The 24,242-nt window shown below is 67.3% G+C and carries 21 protein-coding genes and 1 tRNA gene; 10 read left to right on the top strand and 12 right to left on the bottom strand.

Features of this window, described 5'->3' with window-relative positions:
- Positions 1 to 32 precede the first annotated feature (32 nt).
- Positions 33 to 4,898, bottom strand: coding sequence for a beta strand repeat-containing protein (locus tag FG95_RS21225; protein ID WP_052182234.1), 4,866 nt, complete (start codon positions 4,896 to 4,898; stop codon positions 33 to 35).
- A 245-nt stretch (positions 4,899 to 5,143) separates the two neighbouring features.
- On the opposite strand from FG95_RS21225, the gene FG95_RS08880 reads away from it, so the two are divergent.
- From FG95_RS08880 to hutC, 3 genes are all read left to right on the top strand, one after another.
- On the top strand, positions 5,144 to 7,297 hold the full coding sequence (locus FG95_RS08880) for a type I secretion system permease/ATPase (protein ID WP_037555380.1): 2,154 nt from the start codon (positions 5,144 to 5,146) through the stop codon (positions 7,295 to 7,297).
- Positions 7,294 to 8,688, top strand: coding sequence for an HlyD family type I secretion periplasmic adaptor subunit (locus FG95_RS08875; protein ID WP_037555379.1), 1,395 nt, complete (start codon positions 7,294 to 7,296; stop codon positions 8,686 to 8,688). The genes FG95_RS08880 and FG95_RS08875 overlap by 4 nt, the downstream gene beginning before the upstream one ends.
- Before the next feature lie 102 nt (positions 8,689 to 8,790).
- Positions 8,791 to 9,561, top strand: coding sequence for a histidine utilization repressor (hutC, locus tag FG95_RS08870; protein ID WP_327195729.1), 771 nt, complete (start codon positions 8,791 to 8,793; stop codon positions 9,559 to 9,561).
- Positions 9,562 to 9,565: 4 nt separating this feature from the next.
- Here hutC and FG95_RS08865 read toward each other — a convergent pair whose 3' ends face one another.
- The 8 genes from FG95_RS08865 to FG95_RS08830 all read right to left on the bottom strand — a co-directional run bounded on the left by FG95_RS08865 (position 9,566) and on the right by FG95_RS08830 (position 18,680).
- Positions 9,566 to 10,300 carry a PepSY domain-containing protein gene (locus FG95_RS08865; RefSeq protein ID WP_037555378.1) on the bottom strand — a complete coding sequence of 245 codons (735 nt, stop codon included), beginning with the start codon at positions 10,298 to 10,300 and terminating at the stop codon, positions 9,566 to 9,568.
- Complete coding sequence (locus FG95_RS08860; RefSeq protein WP_037555377.1) at positions 10,297 to 11,001, bottom strand: PepSY domain-containing protein; 705 nt, start codon at positions 10,999 to 11,001, stop codon at positions 10,297 to 10,299. Before FG95_RS08860 ends, FG95_RS08865 begins: the two co-directional genes overlap by 4 nt.
- Before the next feature lie 14 nt (positions 11,002 to 11,015).
- On the bottom strand, positions 11,016 to 13,718 hold the full coding sequence (locus FG95_RS08855) for a TonB-dependent receptor domain-containing protein (RefSeq protein WP_037555376.1): 2,703 nt from the start codon (positions 13,716 to 13,718) through the stop codon (positions 11,016 to 11,018).
- Between the two features lie 624 nt (positions 13,719 to 14,342).
- Complete coding sequence (locus FG95_RS08850) at positions 14,343 to 15,503, bottom strand: copper resistance protein B (RefSeq protein WP_037555375.1); 1,161 nt, start codon at positions 15,501 to 15,503, stop codon at positions 14,343 to 14,345.
- Entirely contained in the window at positions 15,500 to 17,296 is a 1,797-nt protein-coding gene (locus FG95_RS08845) for a copper resistance system multicopper oxidase (RefSeq protein ID WP_037555374.1), read from the bottom strand. Before FG95_RS08845 ends, FG95_RS08850 begins: the two co-directional genes overlap by 4 nt.
- Positions 17,297 to 17,356: 60 nt before the next feature.
- Positions 17,357 to 17,929, bottom strand: coding sequence for an RNA polymerase sigma factor (locus tag FG95_RS08840; RefSeq protein WP_037555373.1), 573 nt, complete (start codon positions 17,927 to 17,929; stop codon positions 17,357 to 17,359).
- A complete protein-coding gene (locus tag FG95_RS08835) occupies positions 17,926 to 18,366 on the bottom strand; it encodes a periplasmic heavy metal sensor (protein ID WP_037555372.1) in 441 nt (146 codons plus the stop codon). Before FG95_RS08835 ends, FG95_RS08840 begins: the two co-directional genes overlap by 4 nt.
- On the bottom strand, positions 18,366 to 18,680 hold the full coding sequence (locus FG95_RS08830; RefSeq protein ID WP_037555371.1) for a hypothetical protein: 315 nt from the start codon (positions 18,678 to 18,680) through the stop codon (positions 18,366 to 18,368). The genes FG95_RS08835 and FG95_RS08830 overlap by 1 nt, the downstream gene beginning before the upstream one ends.
- 99 nt (positions 18,681 to 18,779) lie before the next feature.
- Here FG95_RS08830 and copC point away from each other — a divergent pair, with 99 nt between their 5' ends.
- Positions 18,780 to 19,169 (top strand): copper homeostasis periplasmic binding protein CopC, encoded by a 390-nt coding sequence (copC, locus tag FG95_RS08825; protein WP_037555402.1) that lies wholly within the window; start codon positions 18,780 to 18,782, stop codon positions 19,167 to 19,169.
- Between the two features lie 4 nt (positions 19,170 to 19,173).
- Positions 19,174 to 20,124 carry a copper homeostasis membrane protein CopD gene (copD, locus tag FG95_RS08820; RefSeq protein WP_037555370.1) on the top strand — a complete coding sequence of 317 codons (951 nt, stop codon included), beginning with the start codon at positions 19,174 to 19,176 and terminating at the stop codon, positions 20,122 to 20,124.
- 75 nt (positions 20,125 to 20,199) lie between these two features.
- Here copD and FG95_RS08815 read toward each other — a convergent pair.
- A tRNA-Arg gene (locus tag FG95_RS08815) sits at positions 20,200 to 20,276 on the bottom strand.
- 70 nt (positions 20,277 to 20,346) lie between these two features.
- Between FG95_RS08815 and FG95_RS08810 the strand changes: the two genes are divergently transcribed.
- Positions 20,347 to 21,138 (top strand): queuosine precursor transporter, encoded by a 792-nt coding sequence (locus FG95_RS08810; protein ID WP_037555369.1) that lies wholly within the window; start codon positions 20,347 to 20,349, stop codon positions 21,136 to 21,138.
- A gap of 6 nt (positions 21,139 to 21,144) precedes the next feature.
- On the top strand, positions 21,145 to 21,522 hold the full coding sequence (locus tag FG95_RS08805) for a hypothetical protein (protein WP_037555368.1): 378 nt from the start codon (positions 21,145 to 21,147) through the stop codon (positions 21,520 to 21,522).
- On the opposite strand, the gene purQ is transcribed toward FG95_RS08805, so the two are convergent.
- The gene (gene purQ / locus FG95_RS08800; RefSeq protein WP_037555367.1) at positions 21,484 to 22,149 is read right to left on the bottom strand and encodes a phosphoribosylformylglycinamidine synthase subunit PurQ; all 666 of its coding nucleotides are present in this window, start codon (positions 22,147 to 22,149) and stop codon (positions 21,484 to 21,486) included. The genes FG95_RS08805 and purQ overlap by 39 nt on opposite strands.
- Positions 22,150 to 22,161: 12 nt before the next feature.
- Complete coding sequence (gene purS, locus FG95_RS08795) at positions 22,162 to 22,392, bottom strand: phosphoribosylformylglycinamidine synthase subunit PurS (RefSeq protein WP_037555366.1); 231 nt, start codon at positions 22,390 to 22,392, stop codon at positions 22,162 to 22,164.
- Between the two features lie 193 nt (positions 22,393 to 22,585).
- On the opposite strand from purS, the gene FG95_RS20175 reads away from it, so the two are divergent.
- The 3 genes from FG95_RS20175 to FG95_RS08785 all read left to right on the top strand — a co-directional run bounded on the left by FG95_RS20175 (position 22,586) and on the right by FG95_RS08785 (position 24,074).
- On the top strand, positions 22,586 to 22,759 hold the full coding sequence (locus FG95_RS20175) for a (2Fe-2S)-binding protein (RefSeq protein WP_081933078.1): 174 nt from the start codon (positions 22,586 to 22,588) through the stop codon (positions 22,757 to 22,759).
- 100 nt (positions 22,760 to 22,859) lie between these two features.
- Complete coding sequence (gene bfr, locus FG95_RS08790; RefSeq protein WP_037555365.1) at positions 22,860 to 23,342, top strand: bacterioferritin; 483 nt, start codon at positions 22,860 to 22,862, stop codon at positions 23,340 to 23,342.
- 312 nt (positions 23,343 to 23,654) lie between these two features.
- On the top strand, positions 23,655 to 24,074 hold the full coding sequence (locus FG95_RS08785) for a hypothetical protein (RefSeq protein ID WP_037555364.1): 420 nt from the start codon (positions 23,655 to 23,657) through the stop codon (positions 24,072 to 24,074).
- Positions 24,075 to 24,242 lie beyond the last annotated feature (168 nt).

The raw sequence follows: 24,242 nt of genomic DNA, 5'->3' as shown, positions 1-24,242 counted from the left end.
GTGCGGGTTCCCTCGGCCGAACGGTGCGATGCTCAGCCGAAGACGAAGTCCGCCTGATCGAGCGCAGTCACCCCGCGCACGAAGATCGTATCGGTGCCGCCAAGCTGGACCGTCACCCCCGCGCTGCCGACGGTAAAGCGCAGCGCCTCATAGGCGATGTCGAAGGCGCTGAGATCGATCCGGTCGGCCTCGGCGCCGCCGCGCGTGAAATCGGTGATCTCGTCGGCGCCCGAACCGGCGGCGAAGACGAATCGGTCACTCCCGCCGCCGCCGGTCAGCTTGTCATTGCCCCCGCGCGCTCCGACCGCCATGGTCATTGCGTCGCCGTACAGCACGTCGTCGCCGAGCCCGCCGATCAGCGTATCCACGCCGCCAACGCCGCTTGCCGTCATGCTCATCCCGTCGCCGACCAGCACGTCGTCGCCCTCGCCGCCATCGAGCGTATCCCGCGCCGCCAACGAAGAAATCCATTCGGTATCGCCGACCAGAAGGTCGTTGCCCGCGCCGCCATAGAGCCGGTCGGTCTGCTGCCCGCCGTACAGCGTATCGTCATCGTCGTCGCCGTAGAGCGCATCCTCGTTCTTGCCGCCATCGAGCCGGTCGACGCCCGCCCCGCCACGCAGCGTGTCGTTGCCGGCATCGCCGGAGAGTGCGTCGTCGCCTTCGCCGCCGGTCAGCACATTGGCCCCGGCGCTGCCGAGCAGCACATCCGCAAAGGCCGAACCCTCGGCATTTTCGATAGCGATCAGCCGGTCGCCGGTGGCATCGCCGCCGGTCGCGGTCTGGCTGCGCAGGTTGACCAGCACACCGCCGAGCGAGCCGGCATATTCGACGGTATCCGATCCCGCGCCGCCGTCGAGCAGATCGCCGCCCGCGCCGCCGCGCAGCACGTCCGCGCCGTCGCCCCCGGCCAGCTGATCCTCGCCGCCGCCGCCGACGACGAAATTGTCGAGCGCATTGCCGGTCATCGCCGCGCCGATCGTCCCGGTATAGACCAGCTCCTCGATATTGGCGCCGAGCGTGTAGCTGCGCGCCGCGGTCCGGATGCGGTCGCGGCCTTCGCCGGCCGCCTCGATCACCTGGTCGCCGGCCTCGTAAACGACATAGAGGTCGTTGCCGGCGCCGCCGCGCAGCACATCGTTGCCGCTGCCGCCGTCGAGCTGGTCGTCGCCCGCGCCGCCGACCAGCACATCGCCGCCGCCGCGGCCGTACAGCGTGTCGCCCGCCAGCGGGTCGTCGCTGCCGGTGATGCTGTCGGCATAGTTGGAACCGATCACGATCTCGATGCCGGCCAGCCGGTCACCTTCCGCCTCGCCGCCGTGATTGACGTTGGTGACCAGATTCACGGTGATCGCGGCGGATTTGGTATAATCGACCTGGTCGCGCCCGGCCCCGCCGTCGAGCAGGTCCGCGCCCGCGCCGCCCACCAGCTTGTCGTCGCCGTCGAGACCGTAGAGCGCGTCGTTCAGCGCCTTGCCATAGAGGCTGTTATCGAGCGCGTTACCGGTGCCGGAGAAGCCGCCGCTACCGACATAGCTCAGATCCTCGACCCCGTCGGCGAGTGTCAGCGAGGACAGGCTGGTGCGCGCGATGTCGATCCCGCCGCCGACCGCCTCGACCACCTGGTCGCCGGCGTCGTCGACGATATAGGAATCATTGCCCTCGCCGCCGATCATCACGTCCGCGCCCGCGCCGCCGTCGAGCGTGTCGTTGCCGCCGCCGCCCTCGATCCGGTTCGCATTCGCATCGCCCGTCAACGTGTCGGCGAAGGCGCTGCCCACCACCCCCTCGATTCCGGAAATGCTGTCACCCTGCGCGTCGCCGCCCGACAGGATATTGGTCGCGAGGTTGACCTTCACCCCCGCCGCGCTGCCCGAATAGACCAGGACGTCGAAACCGCCCGCGCCGTCCAGCCGGTCGCCCGCCGCGCCGCCGACCAGTATCTGGTCCGCCCCGTCGCCGATGATCGTATCGGCGAAGCCGGTGCCGATGAAATGCTCGACCCCGTCGAACCGGTCGCCCTCGGCATCGCCGCCGCCGCTCGCGCCGGTCTGGAGGTTGATCGAGACGGCGCTTGCATTGGCGCTATAGTCGACCGTGTCGATACCGGCGCCGCCGATCAGCATATCGGCGCCCGCCCCGCCCTCGAGCCGGTCGTCGCCGCCGCGCCCTTCGAGCCGGTCCGCTCCCGCGCCGCCATACAGCGCTTCGGCGCCATCCACGCCTGTCAGCGAATCGTCGAACGCCGAACCCACCAGCGCCTCGATGCTTACCAGCCGGTCGCCCGCCGCATCGCCGGTGCCGCCCTGTACCGACAAGGCAAGGTCGACTCGCACCGACGCGGCCGAACCCGAATAGTCGGCGGTGTCGAAGCCGTCGCGCCCGTCGAGCAAGTCCGCACCCCGGCCGCCGATCAGCAGGTTGTCGCCGGCGTCGCCGTTCAGCGCATCGTCGAACGCCGATCCGGTCAGGCCCTCGATCGCGGTCAGGCTGACCCCGCCCGAAACCGTGCCCGCCGCAAGGTCCGCCGTCACCATGTTCGCGCTGGCCGAAAAGTCGGCCACGTCGAACCCCGCTCCGCCGTCGAGCCGGTCCGCCCCGCCATCACCGGCCAGCCGGTCGTCGCCGGCACCGCCCGACAGGACATTGACCGCGCCGTCGCCGACCAACACGTCGTCAAACGCGCCGCCGACCAGATTCTCGATTCCCCCCAGCACGTCGCCCTCGGCATCGCCGCCGCTGCCGGTGCCGCCCAGCACCGCGGTCACCGCTGCATCGCTCGCCGAATAATCGGCGGTGTCAATTCCGGCGCCGCCGGTCAGCTGGTCCGCGCCTCCGCCGCCGGTCAATATATTGTCGAAACCGTCGCCGGTGAGCACATCGCCGAAACCCGAACCGATCAGTTGCTCGATCCCCTCGATCCGGTCGCCCTCGGCATCGCCGCCGCTTCCCGTGCCCGCGACAAGGTCGATGGTGACCGCCCCGCCGCTCGCCGAATAATCCGCGCGGTCGATCCCCGCGCCGCCGATCAGCGTATCGGCACCCGCCCCGCCGAGAAGCAGGTCGTCGCCGCCGCGCCCGTCGATGCGGTCGTCGCCCGCGCCGCCCTCGATCCAGTCCGCGCCGTCGCCCCCCGACAGCGTATCGGCAAAGCCCGACCCGCGCACCGCCTCGATGCTCTCCAGCCGGTCGCCCGCCGCCTCGCCGCCGCTCGCCGCGCCATTGGCGAGATCGACGACCACCGCCGCGGCGCTGCTGCCATAATCGACGCAATCGAACCCGGCGCCGCCGTCGAGCAGGTCCGCGCCCGCGCCGCCGTCGAGCATGTCGTCGCCCGATCCGCCCGAAAGCGCGTCGTCGCCCGCGCCGCCGAACAGCCGGTTCGCGCCCGCGTCGCCCGCAAGGACATCGGCAAAGGCCGATCCTTCGACCCCCTCGAACCCGTCGAACAGATCGCCTTCGGCATCGCCGCCACCGGCGGCGAGGCGCAACAGGTCGATCCGCACGCCCGCGGCGCTGCCCACATAGCTCAGCAGGTCGCTCCCCGCGCCGCCGACCATGATGTCGCGCCCGGCGCCGCCTTCGACGCGGTCGTCGCCCGAATCGCCGACCAGCATGTCGTCGCCCGCGCCGCCCGCGAGCAGATCATCGCCCGCCCCGCCGCTCAGCATGTCGCGCCCGGCGCCCCCCGCCAGCGCATCGGCGGCGGCAGTGCCCGCCAGCAGGTCGTCGCCCGCGGTCCCCGCCGTCACCGCGATACGCTCGCCGGTCAGCGTCAGCACCGATCCGGAGCCGCGCACCGACTGGGTCGTGCCGGATCCGGTGACGAATCCGAAATCCTCGACCGCCAGCTGGCCGTTCCGCTCGGCGAGGTTGAACAGGGTCGGCGAGCCCGGGTCGGAAAAAAACGCCCCGTCGATCGTCGCGCTCGCACCTTCGGCCAGCCAGATATGCTCGCGGTTGCCGCCCGCCAGCGGCGCGCCCGCGTCGAGGCTGACGATATTGCTCAGCACAGCGCCCGTGCCCCACAGCCGGATATTGCGGCCGTTGCCCGAAACGATCGCGCCGTCGATCACGATATTGTCGCTCTTGAGGTCGAGCCCGCCGTCGCTGTTGCCCGTGGCGATCACGTCGCGCAGCGTGATGTCATAGGTGCCGCGCTCGGTCGCAAACCCATCGCCGTTGCGATAGTCGTTCACCGTGTCGAGCGCGTTGCGCATCGCGACGCGATCGATCGTCACATCGTGCACGGTGTCGGTGAGATGCACGCCGATCGCGAAATTGTCGCCGTCCTGAAACCGGCTGTCGCCGCGCACATCCTCGATCAGAATGTCATTGCTGTTGTACTGGATGCGGATCGCGCCCTTGGAATAGCCGTTCACGGCGACGTCGCGGATCGTGAGGCCGGTGATCGTCGCGCTGGCGTTGGCGCCCGAGACCATATTGTCGAAGAAGCGGGCGACGTTCGTCGCCTCGACATGCTCGATCGCCAGGTTGCCGACGTCCGCGCCGACGCGAAAGGCCGTGCCGACATTCTGGAAAGCCAGATCGCTGAAGCGCAGATTGTCCGCGCCGTCGAGCAGCCGGAATATCTCCTCGCCCGGCGGCATGGCCGGGTCGAAGGGCTCGCTCCGCGTGCCGGTGATCGTCGCCGCCATCGCATTGCCCGCGCTGTCGACGCCGCGGACCGTCACCGGCGCGCTCGCCGTCCCGCCCGCGACGATCGCCAGCGCGCCGGCCGGCGCGGTATAAGCGCCCTGGTCGGCGAGCAGCAGCACCTCGCCGCCCGGCCCGGCCGCCGCGATCAGTTGCGGCAGATCCTCCAGCGTCGCGGCGTTCGCCGCGCTGGAGCCGTCGCCCGAGCCGCTGCCGGTGGGAGAGATGTAGAGGGTCGGCATGGCAGGGCTCCCGTCACAAGCTTGAAAAGCGACCCCCCGCAATCGCGAGCAGACAGCCCGCGACGGCATCCGGGTCAACCATATGCTGCGCCTGCGAAAGGCGAATCGCCCCTTTGCTCCGACGACCGGAGGCTCGGCGCCTTCGCTCGCCGGGATTTGGCCGCTACCAAGGACCGTGCCGGACGATTCAGCTTGCCGCACCCCGCAGATTATCACCGCCTCAAGAATCCGATCGGAGACCCACCGTGCAGCAGGACCTGTCCCCCGGGACGTCGCAGCCGCCCGCGGACAACGGGCTCGCCGCCTTCGCGCTGATCCTCGCCATGCACCGCATCGCCGCCGACCCCGTCGAGCTGCGCCACGATCTGGGTCATGCCAACCCCGTCACCGAATCCGACCTGTTACGCCTGGCAAAGCGCATCGAAGGCGTCCGCGCCCGCGCCACCACCGGCGATTTCGAGCGATTGCAGCGCCTTCCCATGCCGGTGCTGGCCGGCGGGCCCGAGGGCTGGTTCGTGATCGGCCGCGTCGGCGAGGACGCCGTGGCCGTCCAGCGCCCCGGCGCCGAGATCGAGCGCTGGGATCGCAGCGCGCTGGAAGCCCGCTGGTCGGGCGCCTTGCTCCTCGTCGCGACGCGCGATGCCGCGCAGGTCGCCGCGCCCGCCTTCGACATGACCTGGTTCGTCCCCCAGATCGTCAAATATCGAAAGCTGATCGGCGAGGTGCTGCTGATCACCCTCGCGCTCAACCTGCTCGGGCTCGCGGCGCCGCTCTTCTTCCAGAACGTCGTCGACAAGGTGCTCGCCCACAACAGCCTCGCCACCCTCCAGGTGCTCAGCATCGGTCTGGTGATCGTCTCGCTCTGGGAAGTCGCCTTCGGCTGGCTGCGCACCCGGCTCTATTCGGAGACCAGCCAGAAACTCGACGTCGAACTGGGCAGCCGCCTCTTCCGCCACCTGCTCCGCCTGCCGCTCGCCTATTTCGAGAATCGCCGCGTCGGCGACACCGTCACCCGCGTCCGCGAGCTGGAAACGGTGCGCGAGTTCATGACCAATGCCTCGCTCACCGTCCTGATCGATCCGCTGTTCACGATCGTCTTCCTCGTCGCGATGTGGCTCTATTCGCCGCTCCTCTTTGTCATCGTCGCGCTGACGCTCCCCGCCTATGTGATCGTGTCGCTGCTCGTCACCGGGCCGCTGCGCCGCCGGCTCGACGAAAAATTCGCGCGCGGCGCCGCGAACAACGCGCTGCTCGTCGAAAGCGTCTCGGGCATGCAGACCCTCAAGGCCGCCGCGGTCGAGCCGCAATGGCAGGAGCGCTGGGAACGCCAGCTCGCCGCCTACAGCGCCGCCAACCAGCGCGTGATCAACCTCGGCAATTCGGGCAGCCAGGCGGTCCAGCTCATCTCGAAACTCAGCCTCGCCGCGATCCTGTTTTTCGGCGCGCAACAGGTGATCGCGGGCGCACTGACGATCGGCGGGCTGGTCGCGTTCAACATGTTCGCGCAGCGCGTCTCGGGCCCGGTCATCCGCATGGCGCAGCTCTGGCAGGACTTCCAGCAGGTCCGCCTCTCGATCGCGCGGATGGGCGACATCCTCAACACCGGCGGCGAGCCCGGTGCCGGATCGCGGACCGCACTGCCCGCGCTCGCCGGCCATATCCGTTTCGAAAATGTCCGTTTCCGCTATGCCGCCGACGGTCCCTGGACGCTCGACGACATCGACATCGACCTGCCCGCCGGCGCCAAGCTCGGCATTGCCGGCGCCTCGGGCTCGGGCAAATCGACGCTCACCAAATTGCTCCAGCGCCTCTATCTGCCCGCCAGCGGCCGGGTGCTTGTCGACGGCGCCGACATCGCCCAGATCGACCCCGCCTGGCTGCGCCGCCAGATCGGCGTGGTGCTGCAGGAGAATATCCTGTTCAACCGCTCGATCCGCGAGAATATCGCGCTCGCCGATCCCGCGATGCCGATCGAGCGGGTGATGACCGCCGCGCGGCTCGCGGGCGCGCATGATTTCATCCTCGCGCTCCCGCACGGATATGACACGATCGTCGAAGAGCGCGGCGTCAACTTCTCGGGCGGCCAGCGCCAGCGCCTCGCCATCGCTCGCGCGCTGATCACCAATCCGCGCATCCTGATCCTCGACGAGGCGACCTCCGCGCTCGATGCCGAGAGCGAGGAGATCGTCCAGCGCAATCTGAAGGCGATCGCCGCGGGCCGCACCGTGCTGATCATCGCGCACCGCCTTTCGGCGATCCGCCAGTGCGACCGCATCCTGACGCTCGACAAGGGGCGCATCGTCGAGAGCGGCACGCACGACGAGCTGCTCCGCCTCGGCGGGCGCTATGCGGCGCTCCATCACCGCCAGATCGGCGTCCAGGCGGGGGGGGCGGCATGAACGCGACCCCCCGCCACTGGACCGCCGTCCGCGACGCGCTCGACAATGAACGCGTGCGCTCGCGCGCGGTTCTGCGCACCGAAGAGACCGACTTCCTTCCCGCCGCGCTGGAGGTGGTCGAGCGCCCGGTGTCGCCGACCGCGCGGGTCACCGCCTGGCTCTTGCTCGGGCTGCTGGCGGCCGCGCTGCTCTGGCTCGTGCTGGGCCGGGTCGACGTCGTCGCCTCGGCGCCGGGCAAGCTGGTTCCCGCCGACGACGTCAAGCTGATCCAGCCCGGCGCGGCGGGGATCGTCCACGCGATATTGGTCCGCGACGGGCAGACGGTGCGCGCGGGCCAGCCGCTGGTCGAACTCGATCCCACCGTCTCCGATGCCGACGCGGCGCAAGCCCGCAAGGCGCTCGAGACCGCCGAACTCGACGCCGCGCGGCTTCGCGCCATCCTCTCCGCGCTCGACGGCCGGGGCCTGCGCTTCACGCCGCCCGCCGGAACCTCCTCCGAGGTCGCCGACACCCAGGTCGCGCTCGCCCGCGCCCAGCTCGCCGAGATCCGGGCGGGCAGCCAGACGCGCGCCGCCGACACCCGGGCCGCGCGCGCGAGCCGGGCCGAAGCGCAGATTCAGGCGGACAAGCTCGACGAAACCCTCCCCCTGCTCGACGAGCAGATCGCCGCCAACGAGAAGCTGCTGGAGAAGGGCTATGTCTCGAAGCTGCGCGTGATAGAGATGCGCCGTCAGCGCATCGCCGCGGCGCGCGACCGCGACGCCGCCCTCGCCACCGCCCGCAAGGCCGACGCGCAGATCGCCGCGGCGGGCGGCAGTTTCAGCCAGTCCGCCGCAGAGGCCCGCGCCCGTATCCTCGCCGACCTTGCGAGGGCCGAAAGCGACGCACGGCTGCGCAAGGAGGAGCTGACCAAGGCGGCGAAACGCAGCAGCCTCCAGCGGCTGGTCAGCCCGGTCGACGGCACGGTCACGCAGCTGGCGGTCCACACCGTCGGCGGCGTCGTCGAAGCGGCCAAACCGATCATGGTGATCGTGCCCGCGCGCGGGAAGCTGATCGCCGAGGTGACGATCGCCAACAAGGATGTCGGCTTCATCGCCGCCGGCCAGCCCGTCGCGCTCAAGGTAGAGGCCTTTCCCTTCACGCGCTACGGCGCGGTACCGGGCAAGCTCGAGCATATCAGCTCGGACGCGGTACAGGACGAAAAGCGCGGACTGATCTACACGGCGCGGGTGACGCTGGACCGCGCGACGATCGTGCGCGATGGCAGGGCGATTCCTCTCACCCCCGGCATGGCGGTTACCGCCGACATCCGCACCGGCCGACGCTCGCTCGCCTCCTATCTGCTGAGCCCGATCGACGAGATCCGCACGACGGCGGCGCGCGAGCGATAGCGCCCCGGAAGTCGGGTAACGCGCGCGGCGGCAACGCCAATCTTGACGGCGAAGCGATTGGAACGATTGGAATCGGGATGGTTTCACCTGTATAGACGGGTGATGGATCTTATGCCTCGACGAAGCTCGAACAACACCAGGCGGTCTTCCGGCCGCGCTTCCCCGGACACCCCTCCGCGCTACGCGGCGATCAAGCAAAGCATCCATGATGCCATCCGCGACGGGCGCTTGAAACCGGGCGACCGCGTGCCGTCGGAGGCCGATCTGGTCGGACAGTTCGACGTTTCGCGCATGACGGCAAACCGCGCGCTCCGCGAGTTGCAGGCCGCGGGCATCATTGTCCGCCGCGCCGGCAGCGGCTCGTTCATCGCCGAACCGAAGCCGATCGGACATATGATCGAAATCCGGAACATCGCCGAGGAAATCCGCGGGCGCGGCCATGACTACCGCGCAAGGGTCATCCAGAATATCGAGGAAAAGGCGGGCGCCGAAACCGCCGTGTTGCTGGAGGTGCCGGTGGGCACGAAAATCTTCCACTCGATCATCGTCCACCACGAAGCCGAGTTCCCGATTCAGCTCGAGGAACGCTTCGTCCTCGCCTCGGTGGCGCCCGACTACGGCCGGATCGATTTTACGCAGATGACGCCGAACGAGTATCTGACGCGCACCGCGCCGCTCGAACGGGTCGAGCACCGCGTTTGCGCGACGATGCCCGACGCGCGCACCCGCGGCATGCTCGGCCTCGACGAGAATGAGCCGGTCCTGCGAATGACCCGGCGAACCTGGAGCCGCGGGCGGCTGGTGTCGCACGCCTGGCTTTCCCATCCCGGCACGCGTTTCGAGCTTTCGGCCGCCTTCTCGGTCGACGACTGACGCGTCAGGACGTGCTGCGCGTCACCACGGGCTTGCGGCGGCGGCGAAGCCAGCGAAAATCGGCGCGGCTGAAGCTTTTGAACAGCAGGTAAAAGCCCGTCCCCGACAGCCAGAGCGCGCCGAAGCCGACGAGGATGATCAGCGGGTGGTTAAAGCTCTTGCGGTTCAGATAGTCCATATTGTGGAGCATCCAGAAGAAGTCCCAGGTGCGCCAGGTGTCGCCGCGCATCACGAGGAAGCGCGCGGTATCGAGCGTGACATAAGCGCTGCTGTTTTCGGCATCGGCGAAATCGACACGCCACATCGCGCCTTCATGGTCGCGCGATTCGAGATTGGGCTTGGCGATCGCGCTCACCTTGCGGACCGGCGCCTCGTTCATCATCATCGCGACCGCGCGCGCCATGTCCTGATCGACGCGGATATCCTCGCCCGTCGTCGCATCGACAAGGCGGGTGCCCTTCGCGCTCTCGACCTCATAGACCGGCCGCGCGCCGAGATCGCGCAGCACCACTCCCGTCACCGGCTCGCCGTCGGGCAAGGCGGCGACATCATAATATTCGCCCGGCGGCAAGGGGTGCGAATGCGACATGCCGCCGCCGTGGCCGCCGACCTTGTCCTTGTCGAGCAGCGCCATCACCGAACCGCTGAGCGCCCAGAGGAGGAATTGAAGGCCGAGGATCAGCCCGACCCATTTGTGGATGCGCCGGAACAGCAGCGGCGACAGGCGAAGCTTTTTCATGCCTTTTTCCTCTTGCGGCGCGGGAAGGACCAGATCAGCAGCCAGGCGCCGGTCGCCGCCATGGCAAAGGTGCTCCAGGTCGCGACGCGAAGCAGCGGATTGTTGACGTCGGTGCGCTCGTCATAATCCATGATGTGCAGCATCCACGCGAAGTCAAAGACACGCCACAGCGCGTGGCGGCGCGAGATGAGCTCGCCCGTCGCCGGCGACAGATAGAGCGTCGGCCGGTTCCAGCCTTCGAAAACGACCTGCCAATAGGGTAGCTTGCGCGCCTGCATTTCCTGGGGCGCCTCGGTCAGCAGCCGAACCGAAACGATCTTGCCGTCGCCCGTATAGATGCGCCGCGCCTGTTCGCGCACCTGCGTCTCGGTCAGCGCGGGCAGCGGCGCTCCGGTGCGCGCATCGAACAGGCGCGCGCCGTCGGGCGTCTCGGCGCGCCAGACCGGCCGGCCGGAAAACCGCTGGAGGCGCATTTCCGAGACGCCCGGCGCCGCCGCGACGATCTTCGACGGCGCGGCAAGCCCGTCGAGGTCGAACGGCTGGGCAACCGGCGCGCGCACCAGATCGTCGCCGTGGATGATGTCGATATGCACCGCCACCATGTAAAAGCCGGTCAGCGTCCAGAGCAAAGCCTGGACCCCGACCACGAGGGCCAGCCATTTATGCGTCCGGCGAACGACCAGCGGCCAACGAATTGCCATGCTCCCCTGCCCCTTTAAAAGGCGGTACGGAAGCCGACATAGAAGCGCCGGCCGAGCAGATCATAGGTCATCGTGTCGGTGTTCGCATCGGTGAAGCTCTGGATATAGGGCGCCTTGCGATCGAACAAATTGTCGACGCCGAGCTGGAAACGCGTCTTCTCGTCGATCTCGTAGGCGAGCTGGAGATTGTGATAGAAGACATTCGGGGTGCGATAGCCGATCTCGCCGGGCGCGGCGTTGAAATCGGTCGCCTTGCCGATCCACTGCGTCGACCAGGTCGCGCTGACCCCGTCCTTCTCGGCCGTCAGCACGCCATAACCGCGCCACTTCGCATAGCCGCCGTTGCCGCCGCCGATGAAACCGTCGAAATCGATCGGGGCGCCGCCGGGGAAGGGCAGCACGACATATTTGTTGAGGTAGGTCAGGTTGACGTCGAGCGAGAGGTTCACGCTGCCGATGCCACCGGCATAGACGAGCCCCAGATCGAGCCCGTTCATTTCCTCGCGGCCGGTGTTGATCGGCTGCGCGGAGAGGAAGGTCACTTCGCCGGTCAGCGTGCTGCGCGTGAAATCGTCGCAGAAGGGATGCGACAGATTCTGGCTCGCGTAACAGATCGACAATTTGGTCGAGCCGGGAATCGCGCGGATCGCGTCCTTGATCTTGATGTCGAACCAGTCGGCGGTCAGCGACAGGCCGGGCACGATGCTCTTGGGCGAGATGACCGTCCCGACGGTCCAGGTCGTCGAGCTTTCGGGCTTCAGATTCTCGTTGCCGCCGACCGTCGTCAGGATCGTCGTGCCGAGCTGGACGTAATTGGCGGGCACCCCCGAGGCCTGGCAATTGGCGATCAGCGTCGCATCGCCGCTGGTCGAATAGCGCGAGCAGGGATCGGTCGTCGTCAGATTGCCTTCCGAAACGCCGCCGTAAAGTTCGGGCACGTTCGGGATGCGGAAGCCCGTGCCATAGGTGCCGCGCAGGCGGAAGCTGTCGCTGATCATCCAGTCGAGGCTCGCCTTGTAGTTCCAGTCGCTGCCGAACAGGTCATAATCGGAAAACCGCACCGCACCGCCCGCGGTCAGCGCTTCGAAAAAGGGCGTGTCGGCGAGGATCGGGACCGACAGCTCGAGATAGGCCTCCTTCGCCGTGGTCGAACCCGAGATCGGATCCTGCTGGTTGGTGTTGGCGATGCCGAGCACGGTCAGGGGATCGGGGTCGCGCCAGCCCTTTTCCTTGCGGTAGACAAGCCCGGTCGCGAACGACACCGGGCCGGCGGGCAGGTTGAACAGGTTGCCGTTCAAATCGGCGGTGACCGTCGCCAGCTCGTTGCCGCCGCGATCGCGCGAGGTGAAGAGGATATAGTCGAGAACCTCGGGCGTCAGATCGCCGAAGCCCAGATAATCGGCACACGGGATCGAGGCGCCCGCCGCCAGGCTGCACTTGCTCGTGTCGAGCGTATTGGCGACGCGCTCGAGATTGGCGATATTGGTCGAGCCGTCGACCGCCGTGTTGCGCCCGAACGCGCCCGCGACTTCCCACGCCCAATCGTTCGACAATTTCCCGCGCAGCCCGAACGTGCCCTGCCAGGTGTCGGTTTCCTGAAAAAACTGGCGCGGCCCCGGTTCGGCGAGGCGGCGCTGGATGAGCACGATATTCTCGCCCGTCGGGTTGGTGGGGTTGCTCGCGGCGATCGACAGGTTGCGCAGCGTTCCCGGGGTCGCGATCTGGTTCGACTTGCGGAAGGTATAGAGGAACTCGCCGAACGCCTCGATATTGTCGCTGAGGTCATAGTCGGCGAAGAAGGCCGTGCTGACGCGCTCGACCGGGCTCACCGCGTTGAGGAACGGGTTCGAATTGAAATTATGCTTGGCGGGGCTGTAGGGCTCGAAGAAATCGCCGTCGCCGCCGGGCTGCTGGTTGAAATTGATCTGCTGCCCGTTCGGGAGCACGGCGCGCCCGCCGATCGTCGAGGCGCTGTTGACGCAGCTCAGCGCGCCCGGGGTCGTTTCGGCAAGCGAACAGGGCGCGCGCGTCGCCATGTTGACCGCCCGCGTCTTTTGATAGGTGACCGCGGCCATGAAGCCGCCGCGATCACCCCGGACGCCCCACAGGAGATCGGCGGTAAAGTCGGACCCGTCGCCCCTTTCGGTGATGCCCTGGCGCACGCTCAGGCCCAGACCTTCATAGTCGGTGCGGGTCACGAGGTTGACCACGCCCGCCATCGCGTCGGCGCCGTAGATCGCCGAGGCGCCGTCCTTGAGCACGTCGGTGCGCGCGAGCGCCGCGACCGGGATCATGTTGAGGTCGGGCGAGGAGTTCGCCCCGGTGCCGCCCGCGACGAGGCGGCGGCCGTTCAGCAGCACCAGCGTGCGCTTGATGCCGAGGCCGCGAAGGTTGACCTGCGCCGTGCCATAACCGTTGTTCGCCCAATAGGCCGAGGTCTGGTTGCCCGCGAAGCCCGCGTTGGCGGGCAACCGCTGCAACACGGTTTCGATATTCACGAGGCCGGTATTCTCGATCTGTTCGGCCGAGACGACGGTCGCGGGCCCGACGCCCGCAAGGTCCTGCCGCCGGATGCGCGACCCGGTGACGACGATGTCGTCGGGGCTCGCCGCGCTTTCGGCGCCGCCGTCGGCCGGCGCTTCGGCCTGCGCGAAGGCGGGCGTGGAAAGGCCGGCGGCGAGCGCGGCGCTGGCGAGCAAAACTGTCCTGATCGTCATGGCAAACCCCCATCTGGTTTTGTGCATGGCGGCAGAAAGCATCAATTGTATATACAGGTCAACGGAAATTTCGTTTTTATTTCAATATCTTATTGACGCTTTCGCAGGACGCATTGCCAGTCGATATACGCAGGCGAAAGCCCCACCCCTCAAAGTCGCACGATTTTTTTGCCCGCACGGGAAATCGGCGCAATTAAATTACGCGAGCTTGTCGGGAAGGGGGCGATGCAGCACGCAAGCGCCGGGGCGCCCGCAGGCGGAAACCCCCGAGTCGCGGCGGCGAACCGGCTTGTCGATTGGCTTGTCCGGAGCGTGCCCCGGGGGAGGCGCTCAGGGTCGGGACCCTGGGGTCCTGACCCTAGGGTCAGGACCCATTAATTCCGCGATCGAGGCGTCGAAATGGCGAAGATATCGGGCTTGGGCGGGCGCAGCGGGTAGCATCGCTACCCGTAAGCCCGCGCGAACCTGAGATCGAAGCCATTTCGACGTCCCTTCGGGATTTGACCGATTTTGCCCATGGCTTCGTCGAAAAGCCTTGAAATATATTCATATTCCTCCGCCTTTCCTTCTCGCCCTGAGCAAAATCGCTTCAAACCTCGAACGTGGAATTAATGGGTCCTGACCCTAGAACCAGGCGCGCACCCCCATGACAAGCGCGACACTGCTGGGATCCTCGCCCGCCGCGCGCGCGAAGCGGGCGGTGTCGCCGAACTGGCGCGTCCATTCGACGCCGATATAGGGCGCGAATTCGCGGACGATCTCATAGCGCAGGCGGAGGCCCAGCTCGACGTCCGACAGGCCCGATCCGATGCCGTTCGCGGGCACGTCCTGCAGCGCGAAATTCGCTTCGACGGCGGGCTGGAGCACCAGCCGCTGCGTGATGCGCTGGTCATATTCGCCCTCGATCCGGGCAAGAAGGTCGCCCTTGTCCGACAGGAAAAGCGCGCCGCCCACCTCGAACCAATAGGGGGCGAGCCCTTCGATCGCGACGGTGGCATAGCTCCGGTCGGGACCGGGGCCGAAATCATGGCGGACACCGGCCTGCGCATTGAAATAGGGGCCGATGGCGCGGCTGTAGAGCAATTGCGCCTCGCCCTCCTCCAGCCCTTCGCCGATCGCGCTTTCGCCTTCGCTCTTGATCGTCAGCCGGTCGATGTCGCCGCCGTACCAGGCCTCTCCCTCCCAGCTGAAGCCGTCACGGCCCTTGCGCGCCTGATATTCGAGGTCGGCGGTGACGAAGCCGAAGGTCTGACCGCCGTTCTCCCTCATCATCTCGTGCCGCGAATGATCCATCGCGGCCTTGGAAAAGACGCGGTCGGCATACCAGTCGTCCGGCGGCGGCGGCGCTGGCGCGTCGCCCGGCGGCAGGTCGGTGCCCGTCGCACCGCCGGGGGACTGCGGCGGCGGTGCGACGTCGGGCGTGCAATGCCCCATGGCGGCATGTTCGGGCGGACAGGCGGGATCGCCCGCCGCGGCTTGCGCGGCCGGCGCCATCGCATGGCCGGCATGGGGATCGGCTTCGGCCGGGGCAGGCCCGGCTGGCTCGGCATGGTCGCCGTGCGCGCCATGATCGGGGTCGTCGTCGGCCATGGTGCAATGGCCCATCGCCGCATGTTCGGCGGTGCAGCCGCCGTTCATGCCCTGCTTCTCTGCTTCGGGCGCCGGAGCTTCCTGCATGGACGGTTGCGGCGCACCATGCCCCGCATGGGGGTCCGACTGCGCGACGGCGGGACCGGCGAGCGCGAGGGCCGACAGGCCGGCGAGCAGCATCGACGCGCGCCTCATGCCGCCTCTCCCTTCGGGCGGACGCTGACGACGCGCATCATGCCGGCGTGCATGTGATAGAGAAGATGGCAGTGGAACGCCCAGTCGCCGAGCGCGTCGGCGGTAAAGTCGAATGTCGCGATTCCGCCCGGCTGGACGATCACCGTATGCTTGCGCGGCGCGTGATCGCCCTTGCCCGTCACCAGTTCAAAGAAATGGCCGTGCAGGTGGATGGGGTGGCTCATCATCGAATCGTTGATCAGGTTCACGCGCACCCGCTCGCCCTCGATAAAGGGGATGGGTTCGTGATGGTCGGACATCTTCACGCCGTCGAACGACCACATGAAGCGTTCCATATTGCCGGTCAGGTGGATGTCGAGCGCGCGTCCGGGCGCGCGCACGTCGGGATTGCGGTCGAGCGCGGCGAGGTGATGATAGGTCAGCACCTCGTGCCCCACATCCTCCAGCCCCTGCCCAGGTTCGGCCATCCGGTCGACCGGCATCGGCGAAATCGACTGGACGCTGGGGTCGCGCTTGACCTGCGGCGCGACGCTGAAATCGCGCATGCTGTGCTCCATGCCGCCCGCGCCATGCCCCATTGCGGCATGATCGGTGGCGGGCGCGGCGCCGGCGGGGGTGCAGTGCCCCATCGCGGCATGTTCGGGTGCGCAGGTCGCGTCGCCGCCGCCCGGCATGTCGCCCATCCCCCCCATCCCCATGTCCTTCATCGTCGCGAGCGGGCGCGGGCGCAGCGCCGGAACCGGCGCGGCCATGCCCGCACGCGGCGCGAGCGTCGCGCGCGCCATGCCCGACCGGTCGTTCGCTTCGGCGACGAATGTATAGGCGCGGTCCTCGGCCGGGGTGACGACGACGTCATAGGTTTCGGCCACGCCGATCTGGAATTCGTCGATCGCGACCGGCCGGACGTTGAGCCCGTCGGCCTGCACGACGGTCATACGGAGCCCCGGAATGCGGACGTTGAAGATCGACATCGCCGACGCATTGATAATGCGCAGCCGCACGCGCTCGCCGGGCGCGAACAACGCGGTCCAGTTGTCGCGCGGTCCATGGCCGTTGACGAGGAAAGTGTATGTCGAACCGTTGACGTCGGCGATGTCGGTCGGATCCATCCGCATCCGGCCCCATTCGACGCGGTCCTTGAGCGTCTGGTCCTTGCCGGCGAGCAGCCCCGACAGCGTCTGGCGCTGCATGTTGAAATGCCCCGGATTGACCTTCATCTTGCGAAAGATTTCTTCGGGCGCGAGCTGGCTGTGGTCGGACAGCACGATCACATGTTCGCGGTCATAGGCGACCGGATCGGCATCCTTCGGATCGATCACGATCGGACCATAATGGCCAAGCTGTTCCTGCAGCCCCGAATGGCTGTGATACCAATAGGTGCCCGACTGGACGACGGGAAACTCGTAGACGAAGCGCTTGCCCGGCTTGATCCCGGGAAAGCTGACCCCCGGCACCCCGTCCATGTGAAAGGGCAGGATCAGCCCGTGCCAGTGGATCGAACTGTCCTCGTCCAGATCGTTGACAACCGTCAGGCGCGCCTGTTGCCCCTCCTTCAGCCGGACCAGCGGCGCGGGAACGGTGCCGTTGATCCCGATCGCCCGGCTGAGCTTGCCGTCGATGCGCATCGTCTGGCGCGCGATGCGCAGCGTGATGTCGTTGCCCGACACGGTCGGAAGGGGCGCGGCGATACCGGCCGAAACCGGCTGCGCCCAGGCAGGGAACCAAGCGGCCAGCGCGGCCGTCGCCCCTCCCCCCGCTGCCGCACCGATGAAACGCCGCCGATCGATTGTCATATCCGCCTTCTCATTTTTCCAAATGCTTCGAACCCCATACGCGCCGCGGCGGCGCGCCCCTCACCTCCCCGCCGTCCCCAATATCGCGCGGAGTTTGGCGCGCGCGCGATAGAGCCTCGTTTCGACGGTCTTTTCGCTGACGTTCAGCAGTTCGGCCGTCTCGGCCTGGCTATATTCCTCGACTCCGCGCAGCACGACCACCTCGCGCAGATTGGCCGGCAGGTCCGCGATCGCGAGCTGCACCCGCGCCAGTTCGGCGCGGTCGGCCGCATCGACGTCGAGCGGCGGGCTGTCGCCGGCGACGTCATAAGCGCTTTCGAGCGGCAACGCGCGCGTGAAGAAGGCGCGGACCGCGCGGCGACGGCCCCAGTCGCGGCATTTGTTGAGCGCAATGCGCGAAATCCATGTGCGAAAGGGCCGCTCGCCATCATAACGGGCGAGCGCGGCGAACCCCGCGACAAAGGCCTCCTGCGTCAGGTCCATCGCCTCGCCCTCGTCGCCGACATGACCCCGGATCAAGCGGAAGACCGGCGCCTTGTAGCGCACCAGAAATTCGCGATAGGCGTCCTGCCGCCCCGACAGGGCGAGCGCCGCGAGGTCGCGGTCGGGGCATTGCGACAGGTCGGGCGTCACCTCGCATCGGCGGTCAGCGCCTTGACCACAACCTTGTCGAACATCGCCGCCTGTTCGCGGTCGAGAACCGCGCGCATCGCAAAAAGATGCTGCAATGTTTCCTTCTGAAGTTCGCCCATCACTTCATGCGTCTCGTCGATCGCCTTGGTGACCCGCGGGCCATAGCCGTGCTCGGCCTCGATCGCCTGCGCGAGCCGGATATTGGCGGCGCGCATCTCGAGCTCGAGCGCGGTGCGGCGCGCGGCGAATTTCGCCTCGATCGCGTGGATGCGCTTTTCCTGGTCCGCCGACAGCGTCAGTTCGCGGTGCAGCAGCGCGTGCAATTCGGTCTCGTCCTGCTTCGGCGCGTCGACGAGCAGGCGGCCGAGGAAGACGCCCGCGATCGCGGCGAGAAAAGCGATGAGCCCGACGATCGCGAGCCGGCGTGCAGACGTCATCAGCGCGCGTCCAATATCGTCGACGGCGCGAGCGGGCTCGCGGGAATCAGCGGCATCAGCGGCTTTGCCTCGACCGCGGTCGGCACGAAAATGCTGCCCCCGACCATTCCGCCGCCGAGCGATACCAGCGCGGCGACCGCCATCAGCCGGCGCGTCGCTGCGGCTTCGCGTTTCCGGACGGCGAGCGCGGCGAGGACGCGGTCGTCGAGCGCGTCGAGCGCCGACGGCATTGCGGCCGCGTGCAGTTTCCGAAATTCGTCGTCCATCACCGTTGCTCCGGTCCTTTCATCGGGATCATACGCAGCGGCGCGCATCACCCCTCATCCTATCCCGTTCGGGCCGCGACCTTTTCGTACGAGGGACGGCGCCCTGCGATGCGTATTAGCAGCACAGACATGCTGTTGGAGCTTTTTATGCACAAATTCCCTCTCTCCCCTCTCGCGCTTTTCGCCGCGGCCGCGCTGGCGCTGTCGCCCGCCGCGGCGCTGGCGCATGCCAAGCTGGTCGCATCGACCCCCGCCGCCAACGCCAAGGTCGCGAAAGTGACGTCGGTGCAGCTCAAATTCAGCGAAAAGCTGATCGCATCGACGGTGCGCGCCGAACTGGTGATGACCGCGATGCCGGGGATGACCGACCCCCCGCCGATGAAGATCGCGATCGGATCCGCGATGGGCAAGGACGGCAAGTCGATGACGCTCACCCCGAAACGCGCGCTCGTCCCCGGCACCTACAAGGTCAAATGGTCGGCGGCGGGCGCCGATACGCACCGCATGGGCAGCGAGTTCAGCTTCACGGTAAAATAGGGCGGTGGCCGACCCTGTTCTGATCGGCATCAGGTTCGCACTTTACGCGGACCTGATGCTGGTTGCCGGTCTTGCCGCATTCCCGCTCTATGCGCTGACATCAAGCGAACGTCTCGAACCACGGACCGCGATGGCCGCGATCTGGCGTGCGGAGCGATGGCTGTGCGCCGCCGGGCTGCTTCTCTCCACCCTCGGAATGGCCGTGCTCGCGGCTTCGATGCAGGGCGTGGGGCTCCTCTCGCTGGAGCTTCGGCCTTTGCTGGATCTGGTGCGCGAGACCGATGTCGGGATGGCCTGGCTCTGCCGGAGCGCCGCGCTCCTGCTCGCGCTCGCCGTCGCGCTCCGGATGACGCGCTGGCCGACGGCCGCGGCCGCGGCGCTCGCGACCGCCGGCTCGGTGGCCACCGCGACGCTCGTCTGGTCCGGGCACGCGGGCGCGACCGGGGGCGCCGCAGGCACCGTGCACCGGATCAGCGACATCCTGCACCTGATCGCGGCCGCGGTGTGGCTCGGCGCGATCGGGGCCTTCCTTCTCCTGATCGCGCCGCACCGCCTTCGCGAACGGCCGGACGGGCTCCGGATCGCGCTGCGGAGTCTCGACCGGTTTTCGCGCGTCGGAACGATATGCGTCCTCGTCGTCGCCGCGACCGGCCTCATCAACGGCCAGATGATCGTCGGCGTCCAGAATCTCGGCCGGTCGCTCGGGTCGGCCTATGGGCAGTTGCTCCTTGCCAAGCTCGCGCTGTTCGCGCTGATGCTCGCGCTCGCGGGCGCCAATCGCTGGCGGCTGACGCCGGCGCTCGCGACCGCCGCGACCGCCGCAGATGCCAACCCCGAAGCCGTGCTTTCGGCCCTGCGCAGGAGCCTGATCGTCGAAGCGTCGGCGGCGCTCGCCATCCTCGCGCTGGTTGCCTGGTTCGGCACGCTCGAACCCTTCGCCGCGCCGCCGGCATAAGATATTCTGCGCGAAAGCGTGCGCACCGTATCGTAAAGACAGGGCAAAATTGTCCCGACAATCGTCGAAGGATGTTGGCGCGCCCGGCAGGATTCGAACCTGCGGCCACCCGCTTAGAAGGCGGGTGCTCTATCCAGCTGAGCTACGGGCGCGCGGCACGGCTGTGCGGCGCCGCGAATAGCGCGGTTTGCGTCCGCCGCAAAGCAGGTTAAGCAGCGGCCGATGACCGATTCCGTCGCGCCCCCCGCCGAACCCGCGCATGTCAGCGCCGGAAGCATCCGGCATTTTCGCTATTACGACCTCGTCATGGCCGCGTTCGTCGCGGTGCTGCTGCTCTCGAACATCATCGGCGCGTCGAAACTGTCGATGGTTGGCGGGCTGACCTTCGGCGCGGGCATCCTCTTCTTTCCGATCAGCTATGTCATTGGCGACGTGCTGACCGAGGTTTATGGCTATGCGCGCGCGCGCCGGGTGATCTGGACGGGTTTCGCCGCGCTTCTGTTCATGGCGGTGATGAGCTGGATCGTGCTCGCAATGCCGCCTGCCGCCGACTGGTGGTGCAGCGGGACCGAGACGCTGGCGCTGAAATCGGGCGTCGAGGCGGCGGGCCCCGGCGCGGTCTGCCAGCAAACCTATGAAAGCGTGTTCGGCGCCGCCTGGCGCATCGTGCTCGCATCCATGGTCGCTTTCTGGGCGGGCGAGTTCGTCAACTCCTATGTCCTCGCGCGGATGAAGCTCGCGACCGAAGGGCGCCACCTGTGGATGCGCACGATCGGCTCGACGATTTTCGGCCAGGGCGTCGACAGCCTGATCTTCTACCCCATCGCCTTTCTCGGCATCTGGGAAACCGAACAGGTGTTCCTCGTCCTCACCACCAACTGGGCGATGAAAGTCGCGTGGGAAGCCGTGCTGACCCCCGCAACCTATGTCGTCGTCGGCGCGTTGAAGCGCCGCGAAGGTGTCGACGTGTTCGACGAAGGCACCGACTTCAACCCCTTTGGCGCCAAAGTCTGACCGCGCATGACCCTGATCGAAATCGCGTCGCTGTTCGAAGCCCGCAAGCTGTCGGTGATCGCGGCGACCGGCCTCGGCAAGGATGCGCTGCACATCTATTTCGGCATGGCGCTGTTCCTCGCGGTGCGCCTCGCGTGGCGCGGCCGCGGCGGATGGGTCGCGGCGTGGCTCGCGGTGCTCGTCATGGCCTGCGGCGGCGAATGGCTCGACCTGACCGCCGAATACAGCCGTTCGGCGATCCAGCCCGACGCGGCGCACTGGCACGACATCTGGAACACGATGTTCTGGCCGACGGTGCTGCTGCTCGTCGGGCGCTGGCTGCAGCCGCAGCGCGGCGCAGCCGATCTAGGCGATAACGCCGAGCGCCGCCTCGAACAGGCGTAGCCCGTCGATGCCGCCATGCGCGCGGTCGATCGCGCGTTCGGGGTGCGGCATCATGCCGAGCACATTGCCCGCATCGTTGAGCACGCCCGCGATACCCCGCGCCGATCCGTTGACGCCGTCGGCGTAACGAAACGCCACGCGCCCCTCGCCCTCGATCCGGTCGAGCGTCGCCGCGTCGGCGAAATAATTGCCGTCGTGATGCGCGACGGGGATGTCGATTTCCTCGCCCGCCCGATAGCCCGCGGTGAACAGCGACTGGCTGTTCTCGACCGTCAGCGGCACGGTGCGGCAGACGAAGTTGAGCCCCGCATTGCGCATCAGCGCGCCGGGCAGCAGCAGCGCCTCGGTCAGCACCTGAAAGCCATTGCACACGCCGAGCACCGGCACGCCGCGCCCCGCGGCGTCCGCCACCGCGCGCAGGATCGGCGACCGCGCCGCCATCGCGCCCGAACGCAGATAATCGCCATAGGAAAAGCCGCCGGGCAGCGCGATGAAGTCGACCCCGTCCGGCAATTCGCTCTCGCGGTGCCAGACCATCGCGGGCGCCTTGCCCGTGACAGCCTCGAGCGCGACCGCCATGTCGCGGTCGCAGTTCGAACCCGGAAAGACGATGACGGCGGTCTTCATGGGCCTGCTCCTTTACGGCCGTTCGATGCGGTAGTTTTCGATCACCGTATTGGCGAGCAGCTTGGCGCACATGGCGTCGAGATCGGCGTCGCTCGTGCCGTCGGCGACGTCGAGCTCGATGAAACGGCCCGCGCGCACGTCCGATACCCCGCCGAAACCCAGCCCTTCGAGCGCATGATGGATCGCCTTGCCCTGCGGGTCGAGCACCCCCGGCTTGAGCGTCACATAGACATTCACTTTCATCGGGGCGGACCTTTGCTGGAAGGGCGGGGGAAGATGGGCGCGCCTATGCCCGCGAATCACTTCGGGGGCAAGGGGGTGGGCGGCGGTCGCGGCGCCAAAAATGCGGCTGTCCGGATTGCGAACCAATCGCATCTTTCCTGTTGCGAATCCTTCGCACTATCCCTAAATCAGCATTGTTGAGAAGGATTCGCACATGGTCGTCTGTGTCTGCAACGCAATTAGGGAAAGCCAGCTGCGCGATGTCGCGCGGAGCGGTCAATTGCGGTGCGCGAAGGCGGCCTATGCGCAATTGGGTCGCAAACCCAAGTGCGGACAATGCCTGTCATTCGCTCGCAATATCATCAGCGACGCCGCCGCGACTGCCTGATTTTTCTTGGTTTTCCGCCATTTTTGACCTTGGCCTGATGGGGCCGGGGCGCGTATAATGCGCCCACTCCATTCCAAGATAAAATGACAGGATAGACACCATGAAGGGCGACGAAAAAGTCATCGATTTCCTCAACGAGGCGCTCAAGAACGAGCTGACCGCGATCAACCAATACTGGCTGCATTACCGGATGCTCGACAATTGGGGCGTCGCGCGCCTCGCCGCGTTCGAGCGCGAAGAGTCGATCGACGAGATGAAGCACGCCGACAAGCTCGCCGACCGCATTCTCTTCCTTGGCGGCCTCCCCAATTTCCAGTTGCTCGGCCGCCTGCGCGTCGGCGAAACGGTCGAGGAGATCCTCAAGGCCGACCTCGCGGTCGAGGAAGAAGCGATCCCGCTGCTCAAGGACGCCATTGCGCACTGTGAAAGCGTGCGCGACTATGTCAGCCGCGACCTCTTCGCCGACATCCTCGAAAGCGAGGAACATCATGTCGACGAGCTCGAAAAGCAGTTCGAGATGATCGAGCGCATGGGCATCGAAAATTATATCCAGCTCCAGTCGAAGCCCGCGGGCGACGACTGAACCGAATCCGTCATCCCGGCGAAGGGCGTTCAGAGGCACGCGACTCTGAAACACGATCTCGCCGGTGCGTTATGATGCTAGGTCGAGATCCCGGCTTTCGCCGGGATGACGAAACAAAAAACCACGGTTTTCAGGGGCGCTTTCGGGCGCCTCTTTTTTCGCTTGTATTTGCGAATAATTCGCAATAGCAAGGTGAGGCAGTCCCCTCCTGCCGGCCGCTGCAACTTCAAGCTGCACCAAAGCGGCCGGCATCTTTTTCCCCAAGAGGCGAAGCGGACCGGGGAACTGCAAGGGCCGGGAGAAACGAACCTCATGCAAAGCAGCGAGCTGATCCGCCAACTCACCGAACAGCCGCTGGTGCGCGACCTTACGGTCGAAGCCGCGCAGGCGGTGCTTGCGCTGCGCTATTGCATCCTCTGCCGCCGCAGCGAGCGCGACCCGATGCCCGAACTCGAACGCCGCTGGGGCAATATCCTCGCGGCGCGCCGCTATCGCCTCGTCGTCGAGGCGATCGGCCATGTCTGGCCCGAACCCTTCGCCGTCGCCCCGCCCTGCTGCCCGCGGGTCAGCTTCGACGAAGCGCTGCTCGCCGCGATGGTCGACGCATCGTCGCGCCGCGACCGCGTCCATTTCGACTGGCTGACTGCCGAGATGCTCGACAGCGACGCGCGCGAGATGCTCTTCGTCGCCCTCGAAAACTTCATCCGCGCCCGGGCCCCGCGCCCGGTGTGACCGGCGGCATAGGGGTGGGGAGCGGACGTTGCGGCAATTTGGCCCCTCCCCTTCAGGGGAGGGGCAACGCAGACTTGGCAGCTTGCTGCCTAGTCGTAGTGGGGTGGGGTCTATCGGCCTTGCGCAAGGCCGATAGACCCCACCCCCAACCCCTCCCCTGAAGGGGAG

Source organism: Sphingopyxis sp. LC363, from assembly GCF_000756385.1.
GTDB lineage: Bacteria > Pseudomonadota > Alphaproteobacteria > Sphingomonadales > Sphingomonadaceae > Sphingopyxis.
The sequence above is the reverse complement of the archived record's forward strand: the minus strand, read 5'-3'. Positions and strand labels throughout refer to the sequence as shown.

Bases quoted from the DNA above. Each gene is read 5' to 3' on its own strand.
- FG95_RS08830 (WP_037555371.1), bottom strand. From the start codon at position 18,680: ATGCGCGCCGCTGCGTATGATCCCGATGAAAGGACCGGAGCAACGGTG.
- FG95_RS21225 (WP_052182234.1), bottom strand. From the start codon at position 4,898: ATGCCGACCCTCTACATCTCTCCCACCGGCAGCGGCTCGGGCGACGGC.
- FG95_RS08835 (WP_037555372.1), bottom strand. From the start codon at position 18,366: ATGACGTCTGCACGCCGGCTCGCGATCGTCGGGCTCATCGCTTTTCTC.
- FG95_RS08845 (WP_037555374.1), bottom strand. From the start codon at position 17,296: ATGACAATCGATCGGCGGCGTTTCATCGGTGCGGCAGCGGGGGGAGGG.
- purQ (WP_037555367.1), bottom strand. From the start codon at position 22,149: ATGAAGACCGCCGTCATCGTCTTTCCGGGTTCGAACTGCGACCGCGAC.
- FG95_RS08875 (WP_037555379.1), top strand. From the start codon at position 7,294: ATGAACGCGACCCCCCGCCACTGGACCGCCGTCCGCGACGCGCTCGAC.
- bfr (WP_037555365.1), top strand. From the start codon at position 22,860: ATGAAGGGCGACGAAAAAGTCATCGATTTCCTCAACGAGGCGCTCAAG.
- FG95_RS20175 (WP_081933078.1), top strand. From the start codon at position 22,586: ATGGTCGTCTGTGTCTGCAACGCAATTAGGGAAAGCCAGCTGCGCGAT.
- copC (WP_037555402.1), top strand. From the start codon at position 18,780: ATGCACAAATTCCCTCTCTCCCCTCTCGCGCTTTTCGCCGCGGCCGCG.
- FG95_RS08810 (WP_037555369.1), top strand. From the start codon at position 20,347: ATGACCGATTCCGTCGCGCCCCCCGCCGAACCCGCGCATGTCAGCGCC.
- FG95_RS08850 (WP_037555375.1), bottom strand. From the start codon at position 15,503: ATGAGGCGCGCGTCGATGCTGCTCGCCGGCCTGTCGGCCCTCGCGCTC.
- FG95_RS08805 (WP_037555368.1), top strand. From the start codon at position 21,145: ATGACCCTGATCGAAATCGCGTCGCTGTTCGAAGCCCGCAAGCTGTCG.
- FG95_RS08865 (WP_037555378.1), bottom strand. From the start codon at position 10,300: ATGAAAAAGCTTCGCCTGTCGCCGCTGCTGTTCCGGCGCATCCACAAA.
- FG95_RS08860 (WP_037555377.1), bottom strand. From the start codon at position 11,001: ATGGCAATTCGTTGGCCGCTGGTCGTTCGCCGGACGCATAAATGGCTG.
- FG95_RS08785 (WP_037555364.1), top strand. From the start codon at position 23,655: ATGCAAAGCAGCGAGCTGATCCGCCAACTCACCGAACAGCCGCTGGTG.
- FG95_RS08855 (WP_037555376.1), bottom strand. From the start codon at position 13,718: ATGACGATCAGGACAGTTTTGCTCGCCAGCGCCGCGCTCGCCGCCGGC.
- hutC (WP_327195729.1), top strand. From the start codon at position 8,791: ATGGATCTTATGCCTCGACGAAGCTCGAACAACACCAGGCGGTCTTCC.
- purS (WP_037555366.1), bottom strand. From the start codon at position 22,392: ATGAAAGTGAATGTCTATGTGACGCTCAAGCCGGGGGTGCTCGACCCG.